The sequence below is a fragment of the Enterobacter asburiae genome (assembly GCF_001521715.1).
Lineage (GTDB): Bacteria > Pseudomonadota > Gammaproteobacteria > Enterobacterales > Enterobacteriaceae > Enterobacter > Enterobacter asburiae.
On sequence record NZ_CP011863.1, the window covers coordinates 649374 to 667885 of the forward strand.

An 18512-nucleotide genomic window follows, 5' to 3' on the forward strand; every position below is an offset into this window, starting at 1 on the left:
CCCACTGACGTGGAGCCTTTATTGTACGCTTTTTAACGCGTGATTTCAGTCAATTCCACTTACATGGACTGAGTGAAAGTACGGGTGATAACGTCCTGCTGCTGTTCTTTAGTCAGGGAGTTAAAACGTACTGCGTAGCCAGATACGCGGATGGTCAGCTGAGGATATTTCTCAGGGTGTTCCATCGCGTCGAGCAGCATTTCACGGTTCATGACGTTCACGTTCAGGTGCTGACCACCTTCGATGGACGCTTCGTGGTGGAAGTAACCATCCATCAGACCCGCGAGGTTAGTTTTACGCACTTCGTCGTCTTTACCCAGCGCGTTTGGCACGATAGAGAAGGTGTAAGAGATACCATCTTTCGCGTAAGCAAACGGCAGTTTAGCAACAGAGGTCAGAGAGGCAACCGCACCTTTCTGGTCACGACCGTGCATTGGGTTAGCACCTGGGCCGAATGGCGCGCCAGCACGACGACCGTCTGGGGTGTTACCGGTTTTCTTACCATACACAACGTTTGAGGTGATGGTCAGAACAGACTGAGTCGGGATAGCGTTACGGTAAGTAGTCAGTTTCTGAATTTTCTTCATGAAACGTTCTACCAGGTCAACCGCCATGTCATCAACGCGAGAGTCATTGTTACCAAACTGCGGGTATTCACCTTCGATTTCGAAGTCTACAGCCAGGCCGTCTTCGTCACGAATTGGTTTAACTTTCGCATATTTGATTGCAGACAGGGAGTCAGCAGCAACGGACAGACCAGCGATACCACACGCCATGGTGCGAACCACGTCACGGTCGTGCAGCGCCATCAGAGAAGCTTCGTAGCTGTACTTGTCGTGCATGTAGTGGATAACGTTCAGTGCAGTGACGTACTGTTTAGCCAGCCAGTCCATGAAGTGATCCATACGCTCCATCACTTCGTCGAAGTTCAGAACGTCGCCTTTGATCGGCTCAGACTTAGGACCAACCTGCATTTTCAGTTTTTCATCAACGCCGCCGTTGATTGCGTACAGCATGGTTTTCGCCAGGTTTGCACGCGCACCGAAGAACTGCATTTGTTTACCAACAACCATTGGGCTTACGCAGCAAGCGATAGCGTAATCGTCGTTGTTGAAATCCGGACGCATCAGGTCATCGTTCTCGTACTGCAGAGAAGAGGTATCGATGGACACTTTAGCGGCGAATTTCTTGAAGTTCAGAGGCAGTTTTTCAGACCACAGAACGGTGATGTTCGGCTCCGGAGAAGGACCCATGGTGTACAGGGTGTTCAGGAAGCGGAAGCTGTTTTTGGTTACCAGAGTACGGCCGTCAACGCCCATACCACCGATTGATTCTGTTGCCCAGATTGGGTCACCAGAGAACAGCTCATCGTATTCAGGGGTGCGCAGGAAGCGAACCATACGCAGTTTCATGACCAGGTGGTCAATCATTTCCTGAGCGTCTTGCTCGGTGATTTTGCCTGCTTTGATGTCGCGTTCGATGTACGCATCCAGGAAGGTGGATACGCGACCGAAGGACATTGCTGCACCGTTCTGAGACTTAACCGCGGCCAGGTAGCCGAAGTAGGTCCACTGGATAGCTTCCTGAGCGTTGGTAGCAGGACCAGAGATATCGCAGCCATATTTCGCCGCCATCTCTTTGATCTGACCCAGCGCGCGGTGCTGTTCAGCGATTTCTTCACGCAGACGGATAGTCGCTTCCAGGTTTACGCCGTTTTCCAGATCGGACTGCAGGGAAACAAACTGCGCGTACTTGTCTTTCATCAGGAAGTCGATACCGTACAGCGCAACGCGACGGTAGTCACCGATGATACGGCCACGGCCATACGCATCTGGCAGACCAGTCAGAACGCCAGATTTACGGCAGTTCAGAATGTCTTTGGTGTAAACATCGAATACACCCTGGTTGTGGGTTTTGCGGTATTCGGTGAAGATTTTTTTCAGCATTGGATCCAGCTCGCGGTTATACGCTTTGCAGGAACCTTCAACCATTTTGATACCACCGAACGGGATGATTGCGCGTTTCAGTGGTGCTTCAGTCTGCAGACCAACGATTTTCTCAAGGGCTTTGTTGATGTAGCCAGCATCGTGAGAAGTGATGGTGGAAGCAACGGAGGTGTCAAAATCAACTGGCGCGTGAGTGCGGTTTTCCAGTTTAACGCCTTCCATTACGCTGTCCCACAGCTTGGTGGTCGCGTCAGTTGCGCCAGCCAGGAAGGATTCGTCACCTTCATACGGGGTATAGTTTTTCTGAATGAAGTCACGTACGTTTACTTCATTCTGCCAGTCACCTTTCGCAAAACCTTCCCAGGCTGTGGCTAACTTTTCATTAAGCTCGGACATGTAACACCTACCTTCTTAAGTGGATTTTTTATTTACTGCCTGAGAAAACCATCAATGATGATCGTCGCCACGCAGGTAAATGACCCAGTATGTCAACCCAACTAACAGACCCCCACCGATAATGTTCCCGATAGTGACAGGGATCAGGTTATCAGTAATGAAATTCATAATAGTCAGGTGAGAGAAACTTTCCGGGGATGAACCAACTGCGGTCCAGAACTCCGGGCTCGCAAAGTCGCGGATAACAATGCCCATTGGGATCATGAACATATTCGCGATACTGTGCTCAAAGCCGCTGGCAACAAACATCGCAACCGGCAGAACCATAATTAAGGCTTTGTCCATCAGGCTACGACCAGAGTAGCTCATCCATACAGCCAGGCAGACCATCAGGTTAGCGAGGATGCCGAGAGCAACGGCTTCGATAAATGTGTGGTGCATTTTGTGGTCGGCGGTTTGCAGGACGTTAAGGCCCCAGCCACCGTTGGCGGTCATGTACTCGCCAGAAAGCCACATTAACAAAACAAAGAGCAGACAGCCAACCAGGTTACCCACGTAGACGTTAAGCCAGTTACGTGCCAGCTGACCCCAGGTAATTCTTCCGCTGGCCTTTGCCACGACAATCAGCACCGTTGAGGTGAAGAGGTCGGCGCCGCAGATGACGCAGAGAATCAGACCCAGTGAGAAGCAAATGCCGCCAATCAGTTTGGCCATGCCGAAAGGCATTCCGGCAGTACCGGTGGTGGCGGTGATGTAGAAGACGAAAGCGATAGAGATGAACACACCAGCCGTGATCGCCAGATAGAACGTCTTCATCGGGTGTTTCGTTGCTTTATAGACACCCGCTTCTTCGGCAACTTTGGCCATCGCAGCAGGGAGTAAAAGATCAAAAGGGTTGTCAGCTTTCACACTAACTCTCTCTTTATTAAGTCGGCGACGAGATACTAACAAAGCATTATAGAAGAGAAATTGATATAGATCATATCTCGCCTGGCTTATAGGCCCGCAGTGTGTATGGTTTTACAACAAATGCGGAGTAAGTAATTGATTATCCGTATAAAAATAAATTTTAAAAGTTATGAAAAGAGTTGAATTTTTTCGTTCGGCCACCCCTGACGCAGTTAATTAATATGGAGTATTTACCATAAAAAGTAACAGTAAAGCCCAGGTAAATATTATTATATTTACCCATGTTTAACTTTATTATTACAATCAACAGTCATTGCCGAAGAAAATAAAAAACGGGGCAATGAAATTGCCCCGTAATATAGCCCAGACGATTGAATACGCCTACTGCTGGTAATGTTATCTGCGCTTATTTTGACCAGTAAGCGGCTTTTGCTTTCTGCAGCTTTTCGTAGGCCTTCAGCAGCGACTGATGCGCCGGGAAGGCTTTCAGATCGCTATCAACAGCCTGCAGGCCATAGAACGGCGCTTCGCCGCTCAGGGCCGCGCTGGCTGCTTCAACGGCTTCAGCTCCGTACATACGCACGAAAGCGTTCAGGTATTGCAGCGGCTCGCGATCGTCTTCCTGGGCCAGCAGCAACAGGGTTTGCAGGCAGCGGTAATAATTGGTGCGTTCGGCAGAGAAGACAGACTGGTTGAATTCCATGGTCCACTCGGTCCAGGCCAGCGCCTGATCCAAATCGCCACCCGCCAGGGCCAGCATCGCTTTCAGCTCACCGATGCGCAGGGTATACCAGCCGTTGTCTTTACCTGTCGCCAGGCCCAGCAGTTCGCGTACGCGGGTAAAGTCATCGTGGCCTTCTTCGTCCAGTTGGGCGATCAGGTTCAGATAATCTTCTTTCTCCCACTCGCTGCCCGGCAGAGCCAGCAGCGTTTCGCGCAGGTGCGCGCCCATGCTGTTATTCGCCAGCCACAGATCTTCAGCCGGGTAGATGTCGGACATGCCCGGAACGATAATGCGGCACGCGTAAACGCCAAGATGTTCGTAGTCGGCAATGTAGACTTCCTGATCTTCCGCGTTGAAGATGGCCATCAGCGTGGCGAACTCTTCTTCCGTGGTACCGGCAAAGCTCCAGTCCACGAACGGATAGTCGGCGTCCTGCTTGAACATATCCCAGGAAATTAAACCGCTGGAGTCAATGAAGTGGGTTTCAAGGTTGGTATGCTCGGCCACTTCTTCATCGTCAAACGTTGGCGGAGTGAAGACGTCGAGATCTTTCAGGCTACGGCCCTGCAGCAGCTCGGTAACGGTACGCTCCAGCGCCACGCCGAAGTCAGGGTGCGCGCCGAATGAGGCGAAGCAGGTACCGTTGGCCGGGTTAAACAGCACCACGCAGATAACCGGGTACTTGCCGCCCAGCGAGCCGTCATAGGCAAAGATTGGGAAACCTTCTGCTTCCAGCTTAGCGATGGACTCTACTACGCCCGGGTAGCGCGCCAGCACGTCTGCCGGAATTTCTGGCAGGCTGATGGATTCAGCGATGATGCGGTTTTTAATGTGGCGTTCAAAGACTTCAGACAGGCCCTGCACGCGCGCTTCATTGCGGGTGTTACCGGCGGACATACCGTTGGACACATACAGGTTGCCGACGATGTTCATCGGGATATACACGGTCTGCTCGTCAGACTGACGGGTGAACGGCAGGGCGCAGATACCGCGATCCTCGTTACCGGACTGGAGATCGATCAGCATGCTGGCGGTCAGTTCGCTGTCTGGATCGTAGAAGGCACGCAGGCGCGCGTCGAGAATACCTTCCGGCAGCTCGTCATCTTCGGTCAGCGGGAACCATTTTTCATTTGGATAGTGAACGAACGGACCGTTAGCGATGTTCTCGCCCAGCCAGAAGTCTGCGAAGAAATAGTTGGTGGACAGACGCTCAAAATACTCACCCAGCGCAGAGGCCAGTGCCGCTTTTTTTGTCGCGCCTTTACCGTTGGTAAAGCACAGGGCACAGTCTTTATCGCGAATATGCACGGACCAGACATGAGGCACCGGATTGAGCCAGGAGGCTTCTTCGATGTTAAAACCCAGGTCGGTCAGTTTCTGCTGGAAGCGAGCGATGGAATCTTCCAGAGCGGCGTCTTTGCCGGGGATAAACGTTTGAGTCATGGCGTTCACTTTTATCGTACGTAAAGCGCGCAATGATACGGGTTTTGCGTGACGGGTGCTATCTTCGGCGAAAATAAAAGGCTGGGCTATGCTTAGTGGCAGTAACTGACTGTTAAGGCATAGAAAAATGAAAGCATTTGATCTCCAGCGGATGGCGTTTGATAAAGTTCCTCCTGAATTTCTGGGCGAAGTGGCGCTGCGCAGCCTGTATACCTTCGTACTCGTCTTCCTGTTTCTAAAAATCACCGGCCGCCGCGGCGTGCGGCAGATGTCGCTCTTTGAGGTGTTGATCATCCTGACGCTGGGGTCTGCGGCGGGGGACGTCGCCTTTTATGACGACGTGCCGATGGTGCCGGTGTTTATCGTTTTTGTCTCACTGGCGCTACTTTACCGTCTTGTCATGTGGCTGATGTCGAAAAGCGAAAAGCTGGAAGATCTGCTTGAAGGGAAGCCGGTCGTTATCGTCGAGGACGGACAGCTGGCCTGGGAAAATGTACAAAGCGCTAATATGACCGAGTTTGAGTTCTTTATGGAGCTACGCCTGAACAGCGTTGAACAGCTCGGGCAGGTGCGTCTGGCGATCATGGAAACTAACGGGCAAATCAGCGTCTATTACTATTCTGACGACGAGGTGAAGCCGGGACTGTGTATCCTGCCGGATACGCTCATTGAGCGTTTCAGAACGGTACCGGAATCAGGCGAGTATGCATGCGTAAGATGTAGCCATGTAGTCGCGATGCAGCCGGGGGATCGCCAATTATGCCCCCGCTGTGCAAATCCGGAATGGACGAAGGTTAGCCGGGCCAAACGTATCACCTGACAGCCATTTTGTCGGTTTTGTCTTAGCGAGGCGGCAGATTGTTTTGTGTGATGCGGGCCACATTTCACGGGTCATAAGTTTTAGACATTGCGGCGCGTGTCACTGAATGATAAAACCGATATCCACAGTTATAACTTATGGCTTTTAGCGTGGTGAGGGGAAATGGCTCAAGTCTTTAATTTCAGTTCAGGTCCGGCAATGTTACCGGCAGACGTGCTTAAACAGGCTCAACAGGAACTTTGTGACTGGAACGGTCTCGGTACGTCGGTGATGGAAATCAGCCACCGTGGTAAAGAGTTTATTCAGGTGGCGGAAGAGGCAGAAAAGGATTTTCGCGATCTGCTGAATATTCCCTCGAACTACAAAGTATTGTTCTGCCACGGCGGTGGACGCGGCCAGTTTGCAGGCGTTCCGCTGAATATTCTCGGTGACAAAACGACGGCTGACTACGTTGACGCGGGTTACTGGGCGGCAAGCGCCGTTAAAGAAGCGCATAAATACTGCACGCCGAATGTTATCGACGCCAAAGTGACCGTTGACGGTCTGCGCGCCGTGAAGCCAATGAGCGAGTGGCAGCTTTCCGATAACGCAGCGTATCTGCACTACTGCCCGAACGAAACCATTGACGGGATTGCCATCGACGAGACGCCAAACTTCGGCAGCGATGTCGTGGTTGCCGCCGACTTCTCCTCCACCATTCTGTCTGCGCCAATTGATGTCAGCCGCTACGGCGTTATCTATGCGGGCGCGCAGAAAAATATCGGTCCGGCCGGTTTGACTATCGTCGTCGTGCGTGAAGACCTGCTGGGTAAAGCGCATAAATCCTGCCCGTCGATTCTCGATTACACCGTGCTGAACGATAACGACTCTATGTTCAACACCCCACCAACGTTTGCCTGGTATCTCTCCGGCCTGGTCTTCAAATGGCTGAAGCAAAACGGCGGCGTGGCGCAGATGGACAAGGTCAATCAGCAGAAAGCTGAACTGCTGTATGGCGTGATCGACAAGAGCGATTTCTACCGCAACGATGTGGCGAACGCTAACCGTTCCCGCATGAACGTGCCGTTCCAGCTGGCGGACAGCAGCCTGGACAAAGTGTTCCTGGAAGAGTCCTTCGCGGCAGGTCTGCATGCGCTCAAAGGCCACCGTGTCGTTGGCGGCATGCGTGCCTCCATCTATAACGCGATGCCGCTGGAAGGCGTTAAAGCCCTGACGGATTTCATGATCGACTTCGAACGTCGTCACGGTTAATTTGCTGTTTTTCACCCCCGCAGCGTCCCTGCGGGGTTTTTATTATGTTGAGTTGAGAGTTTAGTTTTCATGGAATCCCTGACGTTACAACCTATCGCGCGGGTAGATGGCACCATTAATCTGCCTGGTTCAAAAAGTGTCTCGAACCGCGCTCTGCTGCTGGCAGCTCTGGCAAACGGCACCACCGTCCTCACAAACCTGCTGGACAGCGATGACGTGCGCCATATGCTCAATGCGCTGAAAGCGTTGGGCGTTCATTACACTCTCTCTGACGATCGTACCCGCTGCGAAGTGACCGGCAACGGCGGCGCGCTGCGCTCGGGCGAAGAGCTTGAGCTGTTTCTGGGCAACGCGGGTACCGCGATGCGCCCGCTGGCGGCGGCCCTGTGCCTGGGGAGCAACAACATTGTGCTGACCGGCGAGCCGCGCATGAAAGAGCGTCCGATTGGTCACCTGGTGGATGCCCTGCGTCAGGGCGGCGCGCAGGTTGAGTATCTGGAGCAGGAAAACTATCCGCCACTGCGTCTGCGCGGAGGTTTTACCGGCGGTCACGTCGAGGTTGACGGCAGCGTTTCCAGCCAGTTCCTGACGGCACTGCTGATGACCGCGCCGCTGGCACCGCAGGATACGGTTATCACCATTAAAGGTGAACTGGTCTCCAAACCGTACATTGATATCACCCTGCACCTGATGAAAACCTTCGGCGTTGAGGTGGAAAACCAGTCTTATCAGCGCTTCGTGGTGCGCGGCGCGCAGCAGTACCAGTCTCCGGGCAACTATCTCGTTGAAGGGGATGCGTCATCCGCGTCCTACTTCCTGGCCGCGGGTGCGATTAAAGGCGGCACGGTAAAAGTGACCGGTATTGGCCGTAACAGCGTACAGGGCGACATCCGTTTTGCGGACGTGCTGGAAAAGATGGGCGCCATTGTCACGTGGGGCGATGACTTCATCTCCTGTACCCACGGTGAGCTGAACGCCATCGACATGGACATGAACCATATCCCGGATGCGGCGATGACCATTGCCACTGCGGCGCTGTTTGCCAAAGGCACCACCACGCTGCGTAACATCTACAACTGGCGCGTAAAAGAGACGGACCGCCTGTTCGCAATGGCGACCGAGCTGCGAAAAGTCGGTGCCGAGGTGGAAGAGGGCGAAGACTACATTCGCGTGACCCCTCCGGCAAAACTGCAGTTTGCGGAAATCGGCACCTACAACGATCACCGTATGGCGATGTGCTTCTCGCTGGTGGCGTTGTCAGACACGCCTGTCACCATTCTTGACCCGAAATGTACCGCGAAAACCTTCCCGGACTACTTCGAACAGCTGGCACGCATTAGTACGCTGGCCTGATAACGTATTGCCGCATCACCCGATGCGGCATTTGCTTACGCTTCATTACGAACACCTCCGCTCATTTCTTCTACACTCTGCTTCAATCATTCCGTAATTTGCACGCAAAGGTAACAGTTGCGCACGTTGGCGCGTATAATGCGCTGCGTTCATGTAAACGGTATGCCTTATTTAAGGAGAAAAAGATGACGGCAGTTGCCCCGGTAATCACCATTGATGGGCCGAGTGGCGCAGGGAAAGGTACTCTGTGCAAAGCGATGGCGGAAGCATTGCAATGGCATCTTTTAGATTCGGGAGCAATCTATCGCGTGCTGGCGCTGGCCGCGCTGCATCACCATGTGGATGTCGCGTCTGAAGAAGCGCTGGTTCCGCTGGCCGCGCATCTGGATGTGCGTTTCGTATCGACCGATGGCAACCTGGAAGTCATCCTTGAAGGGGAAGACGTGAGCGGCGAAATCCGTACGCAGGAAGTGGCGAATGCGGCCTCCCAGGTTGCGGCCTTCCCGCGCGTTCGAGAGGCGCTGCTGCGTCGTCAGCGCGCGTTCCGTGAAGCCCCGGGGCTGATCGCTGACGGACGCGATATGGGAACCGTGGTATTCCCTGATGCGCCAGTGAAAATTTTCCTTGACGCCTCTTCGGAAGAACGTGCTCAACGCCGCATGCTTCAGTTGCAGGAAAAGGGGTTTAGTGTTAACTTTGATCGCCTTTTATCCGAGATAAAAGAGCGCGATGACCGCGATCGTAACCGCGCCGTCGCCCCACTTGTTCCTGCAGAAGATGCATTAGTTCTGGATTCAACCAGTTTAACTATTGAGCAAGTGATTGAAAAAGCGCTACAATATGCGCGCCAAAAACTGGCACTCGCGTAATCGCGACCGATTTTGTAGTACCCCCGCTGCAATGGATTGACGGCGGGTATGTGAAACAACCCCATCCGGCACGGAGCCAGGTGGACGTTAATATTAACCTGAAGATTAAACATGACTGAATCTTTTGCTCAACTGTTTGAAGAATCCTTAAAAACAATCGAAACCCGCCCGGGTTCCATCGTTCGCGGTGTTGTTGTTGCTATCGACAAAGACGTAGTACTGGTTGACGCCGGTCTGAAATCTGAGTCCGCCATTCCGGCAGAGCAGTTCAAAAACGCCCAGGGCGAGCTGGAAATCCAGGTAGGTGACGAAGTTGACGTTGCTCTGGACGCAGTAGAAGACGGCTTCGGTGAAACCCTGCTTTCTCGTGAGAAAGCTAAACGTCACGAAGCATGGATCACGCTGGAAAAAGCTTACGAAGAAGCTGAAACTGTGGTCGGTGTTATCAACGGCAAAGTTAAAGGTGGCTTCACTGTTGAGCTGAATGGTATTCGTGCGTTCCTGCCAGGTTCTCTGGTAGACGTTCGTCCAGTTCGTGACACTCTGCACCTGGAAGGCAAAGAGCTTGAGTTCAAAGTAATCAAGCTGGACCAGAAGCGTAACAACGTTGTTGTTTCCCGTCGTGCCGTTATCGAATCCGAAAACAGCGCAGAACGCGATCAGCTGCTGGAAAACCTGCAGGAAGGCATGGAAGTCAAAGGTATCGTTAAGAACCTCACTGACTACGGCGCATTCGTTGACCTGGGCGGCGTTGATGGCCTGCTGCACATCACCGACATGGCGTGGAAACGCGTTAAGCACCCAAGCGAAATCGTGAACGTGGGCGACGAAATCACTGTTAAAGTGCTGAAGTTCGACCGCGAGCGTACTCGTGTATCCCTCGGCCTGAAACAGCTGGGCGAAGATCCATGGGTAGCTATCGCTAAGCGTTACCCAGAAGGTACTAAACTGACTGGTCGCGTAACCAACCTGACTGACTACGGCTGCTTCGTTGAAATCGAAGAAGGCGTTGAAGGCCTGGTGCACGTTTCCGAAATGGACTGGACCAACAAAAACATCCACCCATCCAAAGTTGTTAACGTTGGTGATGTAGTGGAAGTGATGGTTCTGGATATCGACGAAGAACGTCGTCGTATCTCCCTGGGCCTGAAACAGTGCAAAAACAACCCATGGCAGCAGTTCGCGGAAACCCACAACAAGGGCGACCGTGTTGAAGGTAAAATCAAGTCTATCACTGACTTCGGTATCTTCATCGGCCTGGACGGCGGCATCGATGGCCTGGTTCACCTGTCTGACATCTCCTGGAACGTTGCAGGCGAAGAAGCAGTTCGTGAATACAAAAAAGGCGACGAAATCGCTGCAGTTGTTCTGCAGGTTGACGCAGAGCGTGAGCGTATCTCCCTGGGCGTTAAACAGCTCGCAGAAGATCCGTTCAACAACTGGGTTGCACTGAACAAGAAAGGCGCAATCGTAAACGGTAAAGTGACTGCAGTTGACGCTAAAGGCGCAACCGTAGAACTGGCTGACGGCGTTGAAGGTTACCTGCGCGCTTCTGAAGCTTCACGTGACCGCGTTGAAGATGCCACTCTGGTTCTGAACGTAGGCGACGACGTTGAAGCTAAGTTCACCGGTGTTGACCGTAAGAACCGTGCAATCAGCCTGTCTGTTCGTGCTAAAGACGAAGCTGATGAGAAAGATGCAATCGCAACTGTTAACAAACAGGAAGATGCAAACTTCTCTAACAACGCAATGGCTGAAGCTTTCAAAGCAGCTAAAGGCGAGTAATATCAGGTTCTCAGCATCATTTGCGCTGTAACGCATTTACAGCGTGAAGGATGAGGAGCAAACTTGACAGATTGCAGGATTCGTCCTGTAATCAATAACAAAGGGCGGCTACGGCCGCCCTTGTTTAATGAGCTGTTCAGCTAATTGGTTTGAAAGGAACCGGAGGAATCATGACCAAGTCAGAATTGATTGAAAGACTTGCCAGTCAGCAACCGCATATCCCTGCCAAGGCAGTGGAAGATGCCGTAAAAGAGATGCTGGAGCATATGGCCTCCACTCTTGCCCAGGGCGAGCGCATTGAAATCCGCGGTTTCGGTAGTTTTTCTCTGCACTATCGTGCTCCACGTACCGGGCGTAACCCGAAAACTGGCGATAAAGTCGAGCTGGAAGGCAAGTACGTTCCACACTTTAAGCCGGGTAAAGAACTGCGCGATCGCGCCAATATTTACGGCAACTGAGTTTAGCCAGCAGGTTAAACTGGGTTCGAAAGAAAGCACCTGCGGGTGCTTTTTTTGTCTCTGTCGCTTTCATTCTGAAGATACCCCGCATTTTCCGTTTTGTTTTCTGCAAACCGATAAAAACAGCACAGCGCGCGCTGTAAAATGTACTTTTCCCATCTGACAAATCGCTCTGCCTGATTACATACTGCCCCTCTGAAACAGGGAGGTAGCAATGGGAATTCCCGCGCTTAGCATCTGCGCCATTCTGGCGATAGCCCCGTTACTCTGGTTACCTGAACTGCCATCACGTCATACCGTGTGGATAATGATTGTTGGCGGAGTCGTGCTGGCCGCACGGCGAAATGTACGACTGAAGTATGCGGGTATCACGCTGTTATTTTGCGTGTGGGGTATTCTGGCTGCGAAGGAGAGCGTCTGGCCAATGCAGCATTTAACCACGGGGGCTGCGCAGGCTGAGGTAGCGATCACCGCCACAGATGGCTCAACGCAGCATCAGGGCAACATTCTCAGCGTAGAGGGCAAGCGCTGGTGGGCCTCCACCGGCGTAACGCTGTATGGCAATTATCTGCCACAAAAAGCGTGTGCCGGTCAGCGCTGGACCATGACGCTCAGGCTCAGGCCTGCCCACGGCGAACTGAACGACGGCGGATATGATTCTCAGCGCAGCGCCTTTGCCCGTCATCAAACGCTGAGCGGTCACTTTACCCATGCTGAACTCGTCGATGGGCGCTGCAGCCTGCGAGCGCAATACCTGACGTCACTGCAAAACCGACTTTCTGCTTACCGCTGGGGGGCGGTTATCCTCGGACTGGGAATGGGGGAACGTCTGGATGTGCCCCGGGAAATAAAAGACCTGATGCGTGAAACCGGGACGCTACATTTGATGGCGATTTCGGGTCTGCATATCGCGCTGGCGGCATCCCTCGCCTGGTTACTCGCGCGTGGGCTTCAGTTTCTATTACCCAGCCACCGGGTCCACTGGCAAATGCCTCTTCTGGCCGGGTTATGCTTTGCCGCTTTCTACGCCTGGCTTACCGGTTTGCAACCACCTGCGCTACGAACGGTCATCGCGCTTACTGTGCTTGCAATGTTGCGGATCGCTGCCCGGCAATGGTCTCCATGGCAGGTATGGGGTTGCTGTATCGCGGCGATCCTGATAAGCGATCCCTTAGCCATACTCTCGCAGAGTCTGCTCTTGTCTGCATTTGCCGTCGCCGCGCTGATTTTCTGGTTTCAGTGGCTGCCTCTTCCAGGCTGGCACCGGGCACGACGTATACGGCCGCTGCTGAACCTGATCTATCTGCAGGTCGGTATGCTGATGCTGCTGATGCCGCTACAGGTTCTGATTTTCCATGGCTTCAGCATCTCCTCCCTGGTCGCGAATCTCTTTGCCGTTCCCCTGGTGACGTTTGTCTCCGTGCCGCTGATCCTGCTCGGCATGCTGCTTCATCTCCTACCGCTGGCGGCACCGGAAAGCGTTGTCTGGTTCGCAGCCAATAAGTCACTTGCGGGGCTGTTCTGGCTCCTCATGCGCCTGCCTGACGGCTGGCAAAATGTCGACCAACGCTGGCAGTACATGACATTACTGCCCTGGCTTATCATCATCGGCTGGCGCTTTCGTGCCTGGAAAACCCTTCCTGCCGTTTGCCTTGCAGGAAGTGTTTTACTCACATTTCCTCTCTGGAGAACGGAAAAAAACGAGAGCTGGACGCTGCATATGCTGGATGTAGGGCAGGGGCTGGCGATGGTCGTTGAACGGCAGGGGAAAGCCATTCTCTATGATACCGGGCTTGCCTGGCCGGGCGGGGATAGCGCTCAGCGGTTAATTATCCCGTGGCTTCGCTGGCATCACCTGCGGCCTGAAGGCGTTATTCTCAGTCATGAACACCTCGACCATGCGGGAGGACTCGCATCGTTGCAAAAAGCGTGGCCGGACGTGTGGGTAATAAGCCCCTTGCACCAGGCGGGACATCGCCCCTGTTTTCGCGGGCAGAGATGGCGATGGCAGGGACTTACCTTCACCGCCCACTGGCCCCCTGAAAATTACCCTGCTCAGGGAAATAACCATTCCTGTGTGGTAAAGGTGGACGACGGTGAGCAGAGCGTTCTGCTAACGGGGGACATTGAAGCGCAAGCGGAACAGGCTATGCTTAGCCATTACTGGCGTTATCTCACGTCCACGCTCATACAGGTGCCCCATCATGGCAGCAATACTTCTTCTTCATTGCCGCTGGTGCAGCGGGTGGAAGGTCAGATCGCCCTGGATTCAGCGGCACGGTATAACGCATGGCGATTCCCGTCGGCAAAAGTTGTCCGTCGTTATCGAAAAGAGGGGTATATCTGGCACGATACCCCTCATTCTGGACAAATATCGGTGACATTCTCGCAACATCACTGGCAAATCCGGCGCTTGCGAGAGCAATTTTTACCCGTTTGGTATCATCAGTGGTTTGGCGCGCCCGTCGATAACGGGTAGAATATGCGGCTATTTCAACGAATGCTGGTTTTTTGAATGCATAACGACAAAGATCTCTCCACGTGGCAAACCTTCCGCCGACTCTGGCCGATGATTGCGCCCTTTAAAACAGGCCTGATCGTGGCGGGAGTAGCGTTAATCCTCAACGCAGCCAGCGATACTTTTATGCTATCGCTTCTCAAACCGTTACTGGACGACGGTTTTGGTAAAACGGATCGCTCAGTGTTGCTATGGATGCCTCTGGTGGTTATCGGACTGATGATCTTACGCGGCATCACCAGCTATATCTCCAGCTACTGTATTTCCTGGGTATCAGGGAAAGTGGTGATGACCATGCGCCGTCGCCTGTTCAGCCACATGATGGGCATGCCGGTTTCGTTCTTTGACAAGCAGTCTACCGGGACGCTGCTGTCCCGTATTACCTACGACTCAGAACAGGTCGCCTCTTCGTCCTCAAGCGCGCTGATCACCGTTGTGCGTGAGGGTGCGTCAATCATCGGCCTGTTCGCGATGATGTTCTATTACAGCTGGCAGCTGTCGATCATCCTTATCGTTCTGGCGCCGATAGTTTCTATTGCCATCCGCGTCGTCTCAAAGCGCTTCCGCAATATCAGTAAGAATATGCAGAACACGATGGGGCAGGTGACGACCAGCGCGGAACAGATGCTGAAAGGGCATAAAGAAGTTCTGATTTTTGGTGGTCAGGACGTCGAAACCAAACGCTTTGATAAAGTCAGCAACAAAATGCGTCTTCAGGGGATGAAAATGGTCTCGGCCTCTTCCATCTCTGATCCGATTATTCAGCTGATTGCCTCCCTGGCGCTGGCATTCGTCCTCTATGCGGCAAGCTTCCCGAGCGTGATGGAGACGCTGACGGCGGGTACCATCACCGTGGTCTTCTCCTCGATGATCGCCCTGATGCGTCCGCTAAAATCCCTGACGAACGTGAACGCCCAGTTCCAGCGCGGGATGGCCGCCTGTCAGACACTGTTCAGCATTCTGGATTCCGAACAGGAAAAGGATGAAGGTAAGCGCGTTATCGAGCGTGCAAACGGAGACGTCGAATTCCGCAACGTGACCTTTACCTATCCAGGCCGTGAAGTGCCTGCCCTGCGTAATATCAACCTGTCTATTCCGGCGGGTAAAACCGTTGCGCTGGTGGGCCGCTCCGGCTCGGGTAAATCGACTATTGCCAGCCTGATGACCCGTTTCTACGATATTAACGAAGGTGAGATCCTGTTAGACGGTCATGACCTACGGGAGTATACCCTGCAGTCGCTGCGTAACCAGGTTGCGCTGGTCTCTCAGAACGTGCATCTGTTTAACGATACGGTCGCCAACAACATCGCTTACGCACGCACTGATGAGTACAGCCGCGAACAGATTGAGAACGCCGCGCGTATGGCCTACGCAATGGACTTTATCAACAAGATGGATAACGGTCTGGATACGATAATCGGTGAGAACGGGGTACTGCTCTCCGGCGGTCAGCGACAGCGTATCGCCATTGCGCGTGCGCTGCTGCGCGATAGCCCGATTCTGATCCTGGACGAAGCGACCTCTGCGCTGGATACGGAGTCTGAACGCGCTATCCAGTCCGCGCTAGATGAGCTGCAAAAGAACCGTACCTCGCTGGTGATTGCGCACCGTCTATCGACTATCGAGCAGGCTGACGAAATCGTCGTGGTTGAGGATGGCGTCATTGTTGAACGCGGAAGCCATGCCGATTTGCTGGAACACCGCGGCGTTTACGCTCAGCTTCATAAGATGCAGTTTGGCCAACAATGATTGCACGCATCTGGTCCGGTGAATCTCCGCTGTGGCTGCTGCTTTTGCCGCTCTCCTGGCTATATGGCCTGGTGAGCGGCGCTATCCGTCTGCTATACCGCCTGGGGCTGAAGCGTGCCTGGCGCGCGCCGGTTCCGGTTGTGGTTGTCGGTAATCTTACGGCGGGCGGCAACGGTAAAACGCCGGTGGTGATCTGGCTGGTGGAGCAATTGCAAAAACGCGGTATCCGCCCGGGGGTGGTATCGCGCGGGTATGGTGGTAAAGCGGCGCGTTATCCGCTGCTGCTGACGGCGGAAACCACGACTGCCGAAGCGGGTGATGAACCGGTATTGATTTTCCAGCGTACCGGCGCACCGGTTGCGGTCTCCCCGGTGCGCAGCGACGCCGTTCAGGCTCTGCTTGCCGAACACGCGGTACAAATCATTATCACTGACGATGGCCTGCAGCATTACGCCCTGGCGCGTGATAAAGAGATTGTGGTCATCGACGGTGTTCGCCGTTTCGGTAACGGCTGGTGGCTGCCGGCTGGCCCCATGCGCGAACGCGCTTCGCGTCTTAAGTCCGTTGATGCGGTGATTGTTAACGGCGGTGAGGCAAACGCGGGTGAAATCCCGATGCACCTTCAGCCGGGTCTGGCGATCAACCTGGTGACGGGGGAACGCCGGTCGGTTGCTGAGCTGCCTTCACCGGTGGCGATGGCGGGGATTGGCCATCCGCCGCGCTTCTTCGCGACGCTGGAACAGTGTGGTGCCCGGCTTGAAAAACGCGTTCCGCTGGCCGACCACCAGGCGCTGGTGGAAGGGCAGGTAGACGCCCTGACCGTACCCGGGCAGTCTCTGATCATGACCGAAAAAGATGCGGTGAAATGCCGTGCCTTCGCGAAAGAAAACTGGTGGTATCTGCCGGTTGACGCTGAACTCAGCGGCGAGCAGCCGGAACGTTTGCTCAAGGAACTGATTGCGTTGGTGAAATAAACGCTTACGCGGTTCTGGTGGCGCTTTGACTGACAGGAAAAAGCATGTCTTTACCGCAACTCTCACTTTCAGCCGCACGTCATTTACACCTTGCCGCGCAGGGGCTGCTTAAAAAGCCCCGCCGCCGCGCGCAGCCTGCCGATATTCTCTCGACCGTTCAGCGCATGTCGCTGCTTCAAATCGACACCATTAACATTGTTGCCCGTAGCCCTTACCTGGTTCTGTTTAGCCGTCTGGGAAATTATCCTTCGCAGTGGCTGGATGAGGCGCTCAGCAAAGGGGAGTTAATGGAGTACTGGGCGCACGAAGCCTGCTTCCTGCCCCGCAGCGATTTTGCCCTGGTTCGCCACCGTATGCTTGCCCCGGAAAAGATGGGCTGGAAATACCGTCAGGCGTGGATGCTGGAACATGCGGCTGAAATTGAGCAGCTTATCGCGCATATTCAGGATAACGGTCCCGTACGCTCCGCCGATTTTGAACACCCGCGCAAAGGCACCAGCGGCTGGTGGGAGTGGAAGCCGCATAAACGTCATCTCGAAGGGCTGTTTACCTCTGGCAAAGTCATGGTGATTGAGCGGCGTAATTTTCAGCGCGTCTACGACCTGACGCATCGCGTGATGCCGCACTGGGACGACGAGCGTGACCTGCTTACCCAGGAGGCGGCCGAGGCCATCATGCTGGAGAACAGCGCACGCAGCTTGGGGATTTTCCGCACGCAATGGCTGGCAGACTATTACCGCCTTCGCCAGCCCGCGCTGAAACCGCTGCTGGACATCTGGCAACGCGAACAGCGCGTCATTCCCGTCACGGTGGAAACGCTGGGCGAAATGTGGCTGCATGCGGATCTCCTCCCGCTACTGCCTCAGGCCCTGGAGGGGAAACTTCAGGCAACCCACAGTGCGGTGTTGTCGCCTTTCGACCCGGTCGTCTGGGACAGAAAACGCGCCGAGCAGCTGTTCGATTTTAGCTACCGGCTGGAATGTTATACCCCGGCCCCAAAGCGCCAGTATGGTTACTTTGTACTCCCGCTGCTGCATAAGGGGCAACTGGTCGGGCGCATGGACGCCAAAATGCACCGCAAGACCGGCACGCTTGAAATCATTGCGCTTTATCTGGAAGAGGGCATCAGGGTGACGGCGAGCCTGGAAAAAGGGTTAACGTCCGCCATTAGCGAATTCGCGTGCTGGCAGGGTGCCCGCGACGTGACGCTGGGCCGGGTACCCGACGGGCTGTTTACATCCTGTCGAAGTGGCTGGGAAACAGGCACTCCCTGAAAAGGGAATGTGTTAAGCTTTAGCGATTACCCATACGGAGGAA

At 54.0% G+C, this 18512-nt stretch carries 13 protein-coding genes; 10 read left to right on the forward strand and 3 right to left on the reverse strand.

What is annotated here, in order from left to right:
* Window positions 1-59: 59 nt before the first annotated feature.
* The 3 genes from pflB to ycaO all read right to left on the reverse strand — a co-directional run bounded on the left by pflB (window position 60) and on the right by ycaO (window position 5418).
* The gene (gene pflB, locus ACJ69_RS03195) at window positions 60-2342 is read right to left on the reverse strand and encodes a formate C-acetyltransferase (protein WP_029739495.1); all 2283 of its coding nucleotides are present in this window, start codon (window positions 2340-2342) and stop codon (window positions 60-62) included.
* A 51-nt stretch (window positions 2343-2393) separates the two neighbouring features.
* Window positions 2394-3251, reverse strand: a complete 858-nt coding sequence (gene focA / locus ACJ69_RS03200; protein WP_008499974.1) for a formate transporter FocA — start codon at window positions 3249-3251, stop codon at window positions 2394-2396.
* A 406-nt stretch (window positions 3252-3657) separates the two neighbouring features.
* Window positions 3658-5418 (reverse strand): 30S ribosomal protein S12 methylthiotransferase accessory factor YcaO, encoded by a 1761-nt coding sequence (gene ycaO, locus ACJ69_RS03205; protein WP_167347071.1) that lies wholly within the window; start codon window positions 5416-5418, stop codon window positions 3658-3660.
* A gap of 127 nt (window positions 5419-5545) precedes the next feature.
* Here ycaO and ACJ69_RS03210 point away from each other — a divergent pair, with 127 nt between their 5' ends.
* The 10 genes from ACJ69_RS03210 (at window position 5546) to ACJ69_RS03255 (ending at window position 18469) form a co-directional block, all read left to right on the forward strand.
* Window positions 5546-6238 carry a DUF421 domain-containing protein gene (locus ACJ69_RS03210; RefSeq protein ID WP_054829901.1) on the forward strand — a complete coding sequence of 231 codons (693 nt, stop codon included), beginning with the start codon at window positions 5546-5548 and terminating at the stop codon, window positions 6236-6238.
* A gap of 162 nt (window positions 6239-6400) precedes the next feature.
* Window positions 6401-7489, forward strand: a complete 1089-nt coding sequence (gene serC / locus ACJ69_RS03215; RefSeq protein WP_039261569.1) for a 3-phosphoserine/phosphohydroxythreonine transaminase — start codon at window positions 6401-6403, stop codon at window positions 7487-7489.
* 69 nt (window positions 7490-7558) lie between these two features.
* Window positions 7559-8842 carry a 3-phosphoshikimate 1-carboxyvinyltransferase gene (gene aroA / locus ACJ69_RS03220; protein ID WP_029739498.1) on the forward strand — a complete coding sequence of 428 codons (1284 nt, stop codon included), beginning with the start codon at window positions 7559-7561 and terminating at the stop codon, window positions 8840-8842.
* 185 nt (window positions 8843-9027) lie between these two features.
* Window positions 9028-9711 (forward strand): (d)CMP kinase, encoded by a 684-nt coding sequence (gene cmk, locus ACJ69_RS03225; protein ID WP_013097305.1) that lies wholly within the window; start codon window positions 9028-9030, stop codon window positions 9709-9711.
* A 111-nt stretch (window positions 9712-9822) separates the two neighbouring features.
* Entirely contained in the window at window positions 9823-11496 is a 1674-nt protein-coding gene (gene rpsA / locus ACJ69_RS03230) for a 30S ribosomal protein S1 (RefSeq protein WP_014169387.1), read from the forward strand.
* Window positions 11497-11666: 170 nt separating this feature from the next.
* Window positions 11667-11954, forward strand: a complete 288-nt coding sequence (gene ihfB / locus ACJ69_RS03235; protein ID WP_008499965.1) for an integration host factor subunit beta — start codon at window positions 11667-11669, stop codon at window positions 11952-11954.
* Between the two features lie 214 nt (window positions 11955-12168).
* Window positions 12169-14433 (forward strand): ComEC family protein, encoded by a 2265-nt coding sequence (locus ACJ69_RS03240; protein WP_059346424.1) that lies wholly within the window; start codon window positions 12169-12171, stop codon window positions 14431-14433.
* A gap of 36 nt (window positions 14434-14469) precedes the next feature.
* Window positions 14470-16221, forward strand: coding sequence for a lipid A ABC transporter ATP-binding protein/permease MsbA (gene msbA / locus ACJ69_RS03245; RefSeq protein ID WP_023335128.1), 1752 nt, complete (start codon window positions 14470-14472; stop codon window positions 16219-16221).
* The gene (gene lpxK / locus ACJ69_RS03250; RefSeq protein ID WP_059346425.1) at window positions 16218-17195 is read left to right on the forward strand and encodes a tetraacyldisaccharide 4'-kinase; all 978 of its coding nucleotides are present in this window, start codon (window positions 16218-16220) and stop codon (window positions 17193-17195) included. The genes msbA and lpxK overlap by 4 nt, the downstream gene beginning before the upstream one ends.
* 44 nt (window positions 17196-17239) lie before the next feature.
* Complete coding sequence (locus tag ACJ69_RS03255; RefSeq protein WP_059346426.1) at window positions 17240-18469, forward strand: winged helix-turn-helix domain-containing protein; 1230 nt, start codon at window positions 17240-17242, stop codon at window positions 18467-18469.
* Window positions 18470-18512 lie beyond the last annotated feature (43 nt).

Excerpts from the sequence above, each read along its gene's own strand:
- lpxK (WP_059346425.1), top strand. The coding sequence starts at position 16,218 with ATGATTGCACGCATCTGGTCCGGTGAATCTCCGCTGTGGCTGCTGCTT.
- aroA (WP_029739498.1), top strand. The coding sequence starts at position 7,559 with ATGGAATCCCTGACGTTACAACCTATCGCGCGGGTAGATGGCACCATT.
- pflB (WP_029739495.1), bottom strand. The coding sequence starts at position 2,342 with ATGTCCGAGCTTAATGAAAAGTTAGCCACAGCCTGGGAAGGTTTTGCG.
- ihfB (WP_008499965.1), top strand. The coding sequence starts at position 11,667 with ATGACCAAGTCAGAATTGATTGAAAGACTTGCCAGTCAGCAACCGCAT.
- msbA (WP_023335128.1), top strand. The coding sequence starts at position 14,470 with ATGCATAACGACAAAGATCTCTCCACGTGGCAAACCTTCCGCCGACTC.
- ACJ69_RS03240 (WP_059346424.1), top strand. The coding sequence starts at position 12,169 with ATGGGAATTCCCGCGCTTAGCATCTGCGCCATTCTGGCGATAGCCCCG.
- ACJ69_RS03210 (WP_054829901.1), top strand. The coding sequence starts at position 5,546 with ATGAAAGCATTTGATCTCCAGCGGATGGCGTTTGATAAAGTTCCTCCT.
- ACJ69_RS03255 (WP_059346426.1), top strand. The coding sequence starts at position 17,240 with ATGTCTTTACCGCAACTCTCACTTTCAGCCGCACGTCATTTACACCTT.
- ycaO (WP_167347071.1), bottom strand. The coding sequence starts at position 5,418 with ATGACTCAAACGTTTATCCCCGGCAAAGACGCCGCTCTGGAAGATTCC.
- serC (WP_039261569.1), top strand. The coding sequence starts at position 6,401 with ATGGCTCAAGTCTTTAATTTCAGTTCAGGTCCGGCAATGTTACCGGCA.
- cmk (WP_013097305.1), top strand. The coding sequence starts at position 9,028 with ATGACGGCAGTTGCCCCGGTAATCACCATTGATGGGCCGAGTGGCGCA.
- rpsA (WP_014169387.1), top strand. The coding sequence starts at position 9,823 with ATGACTGAATCTTTTGCTCAACTGTTTGAAGAATCCTTAAAAACAATC.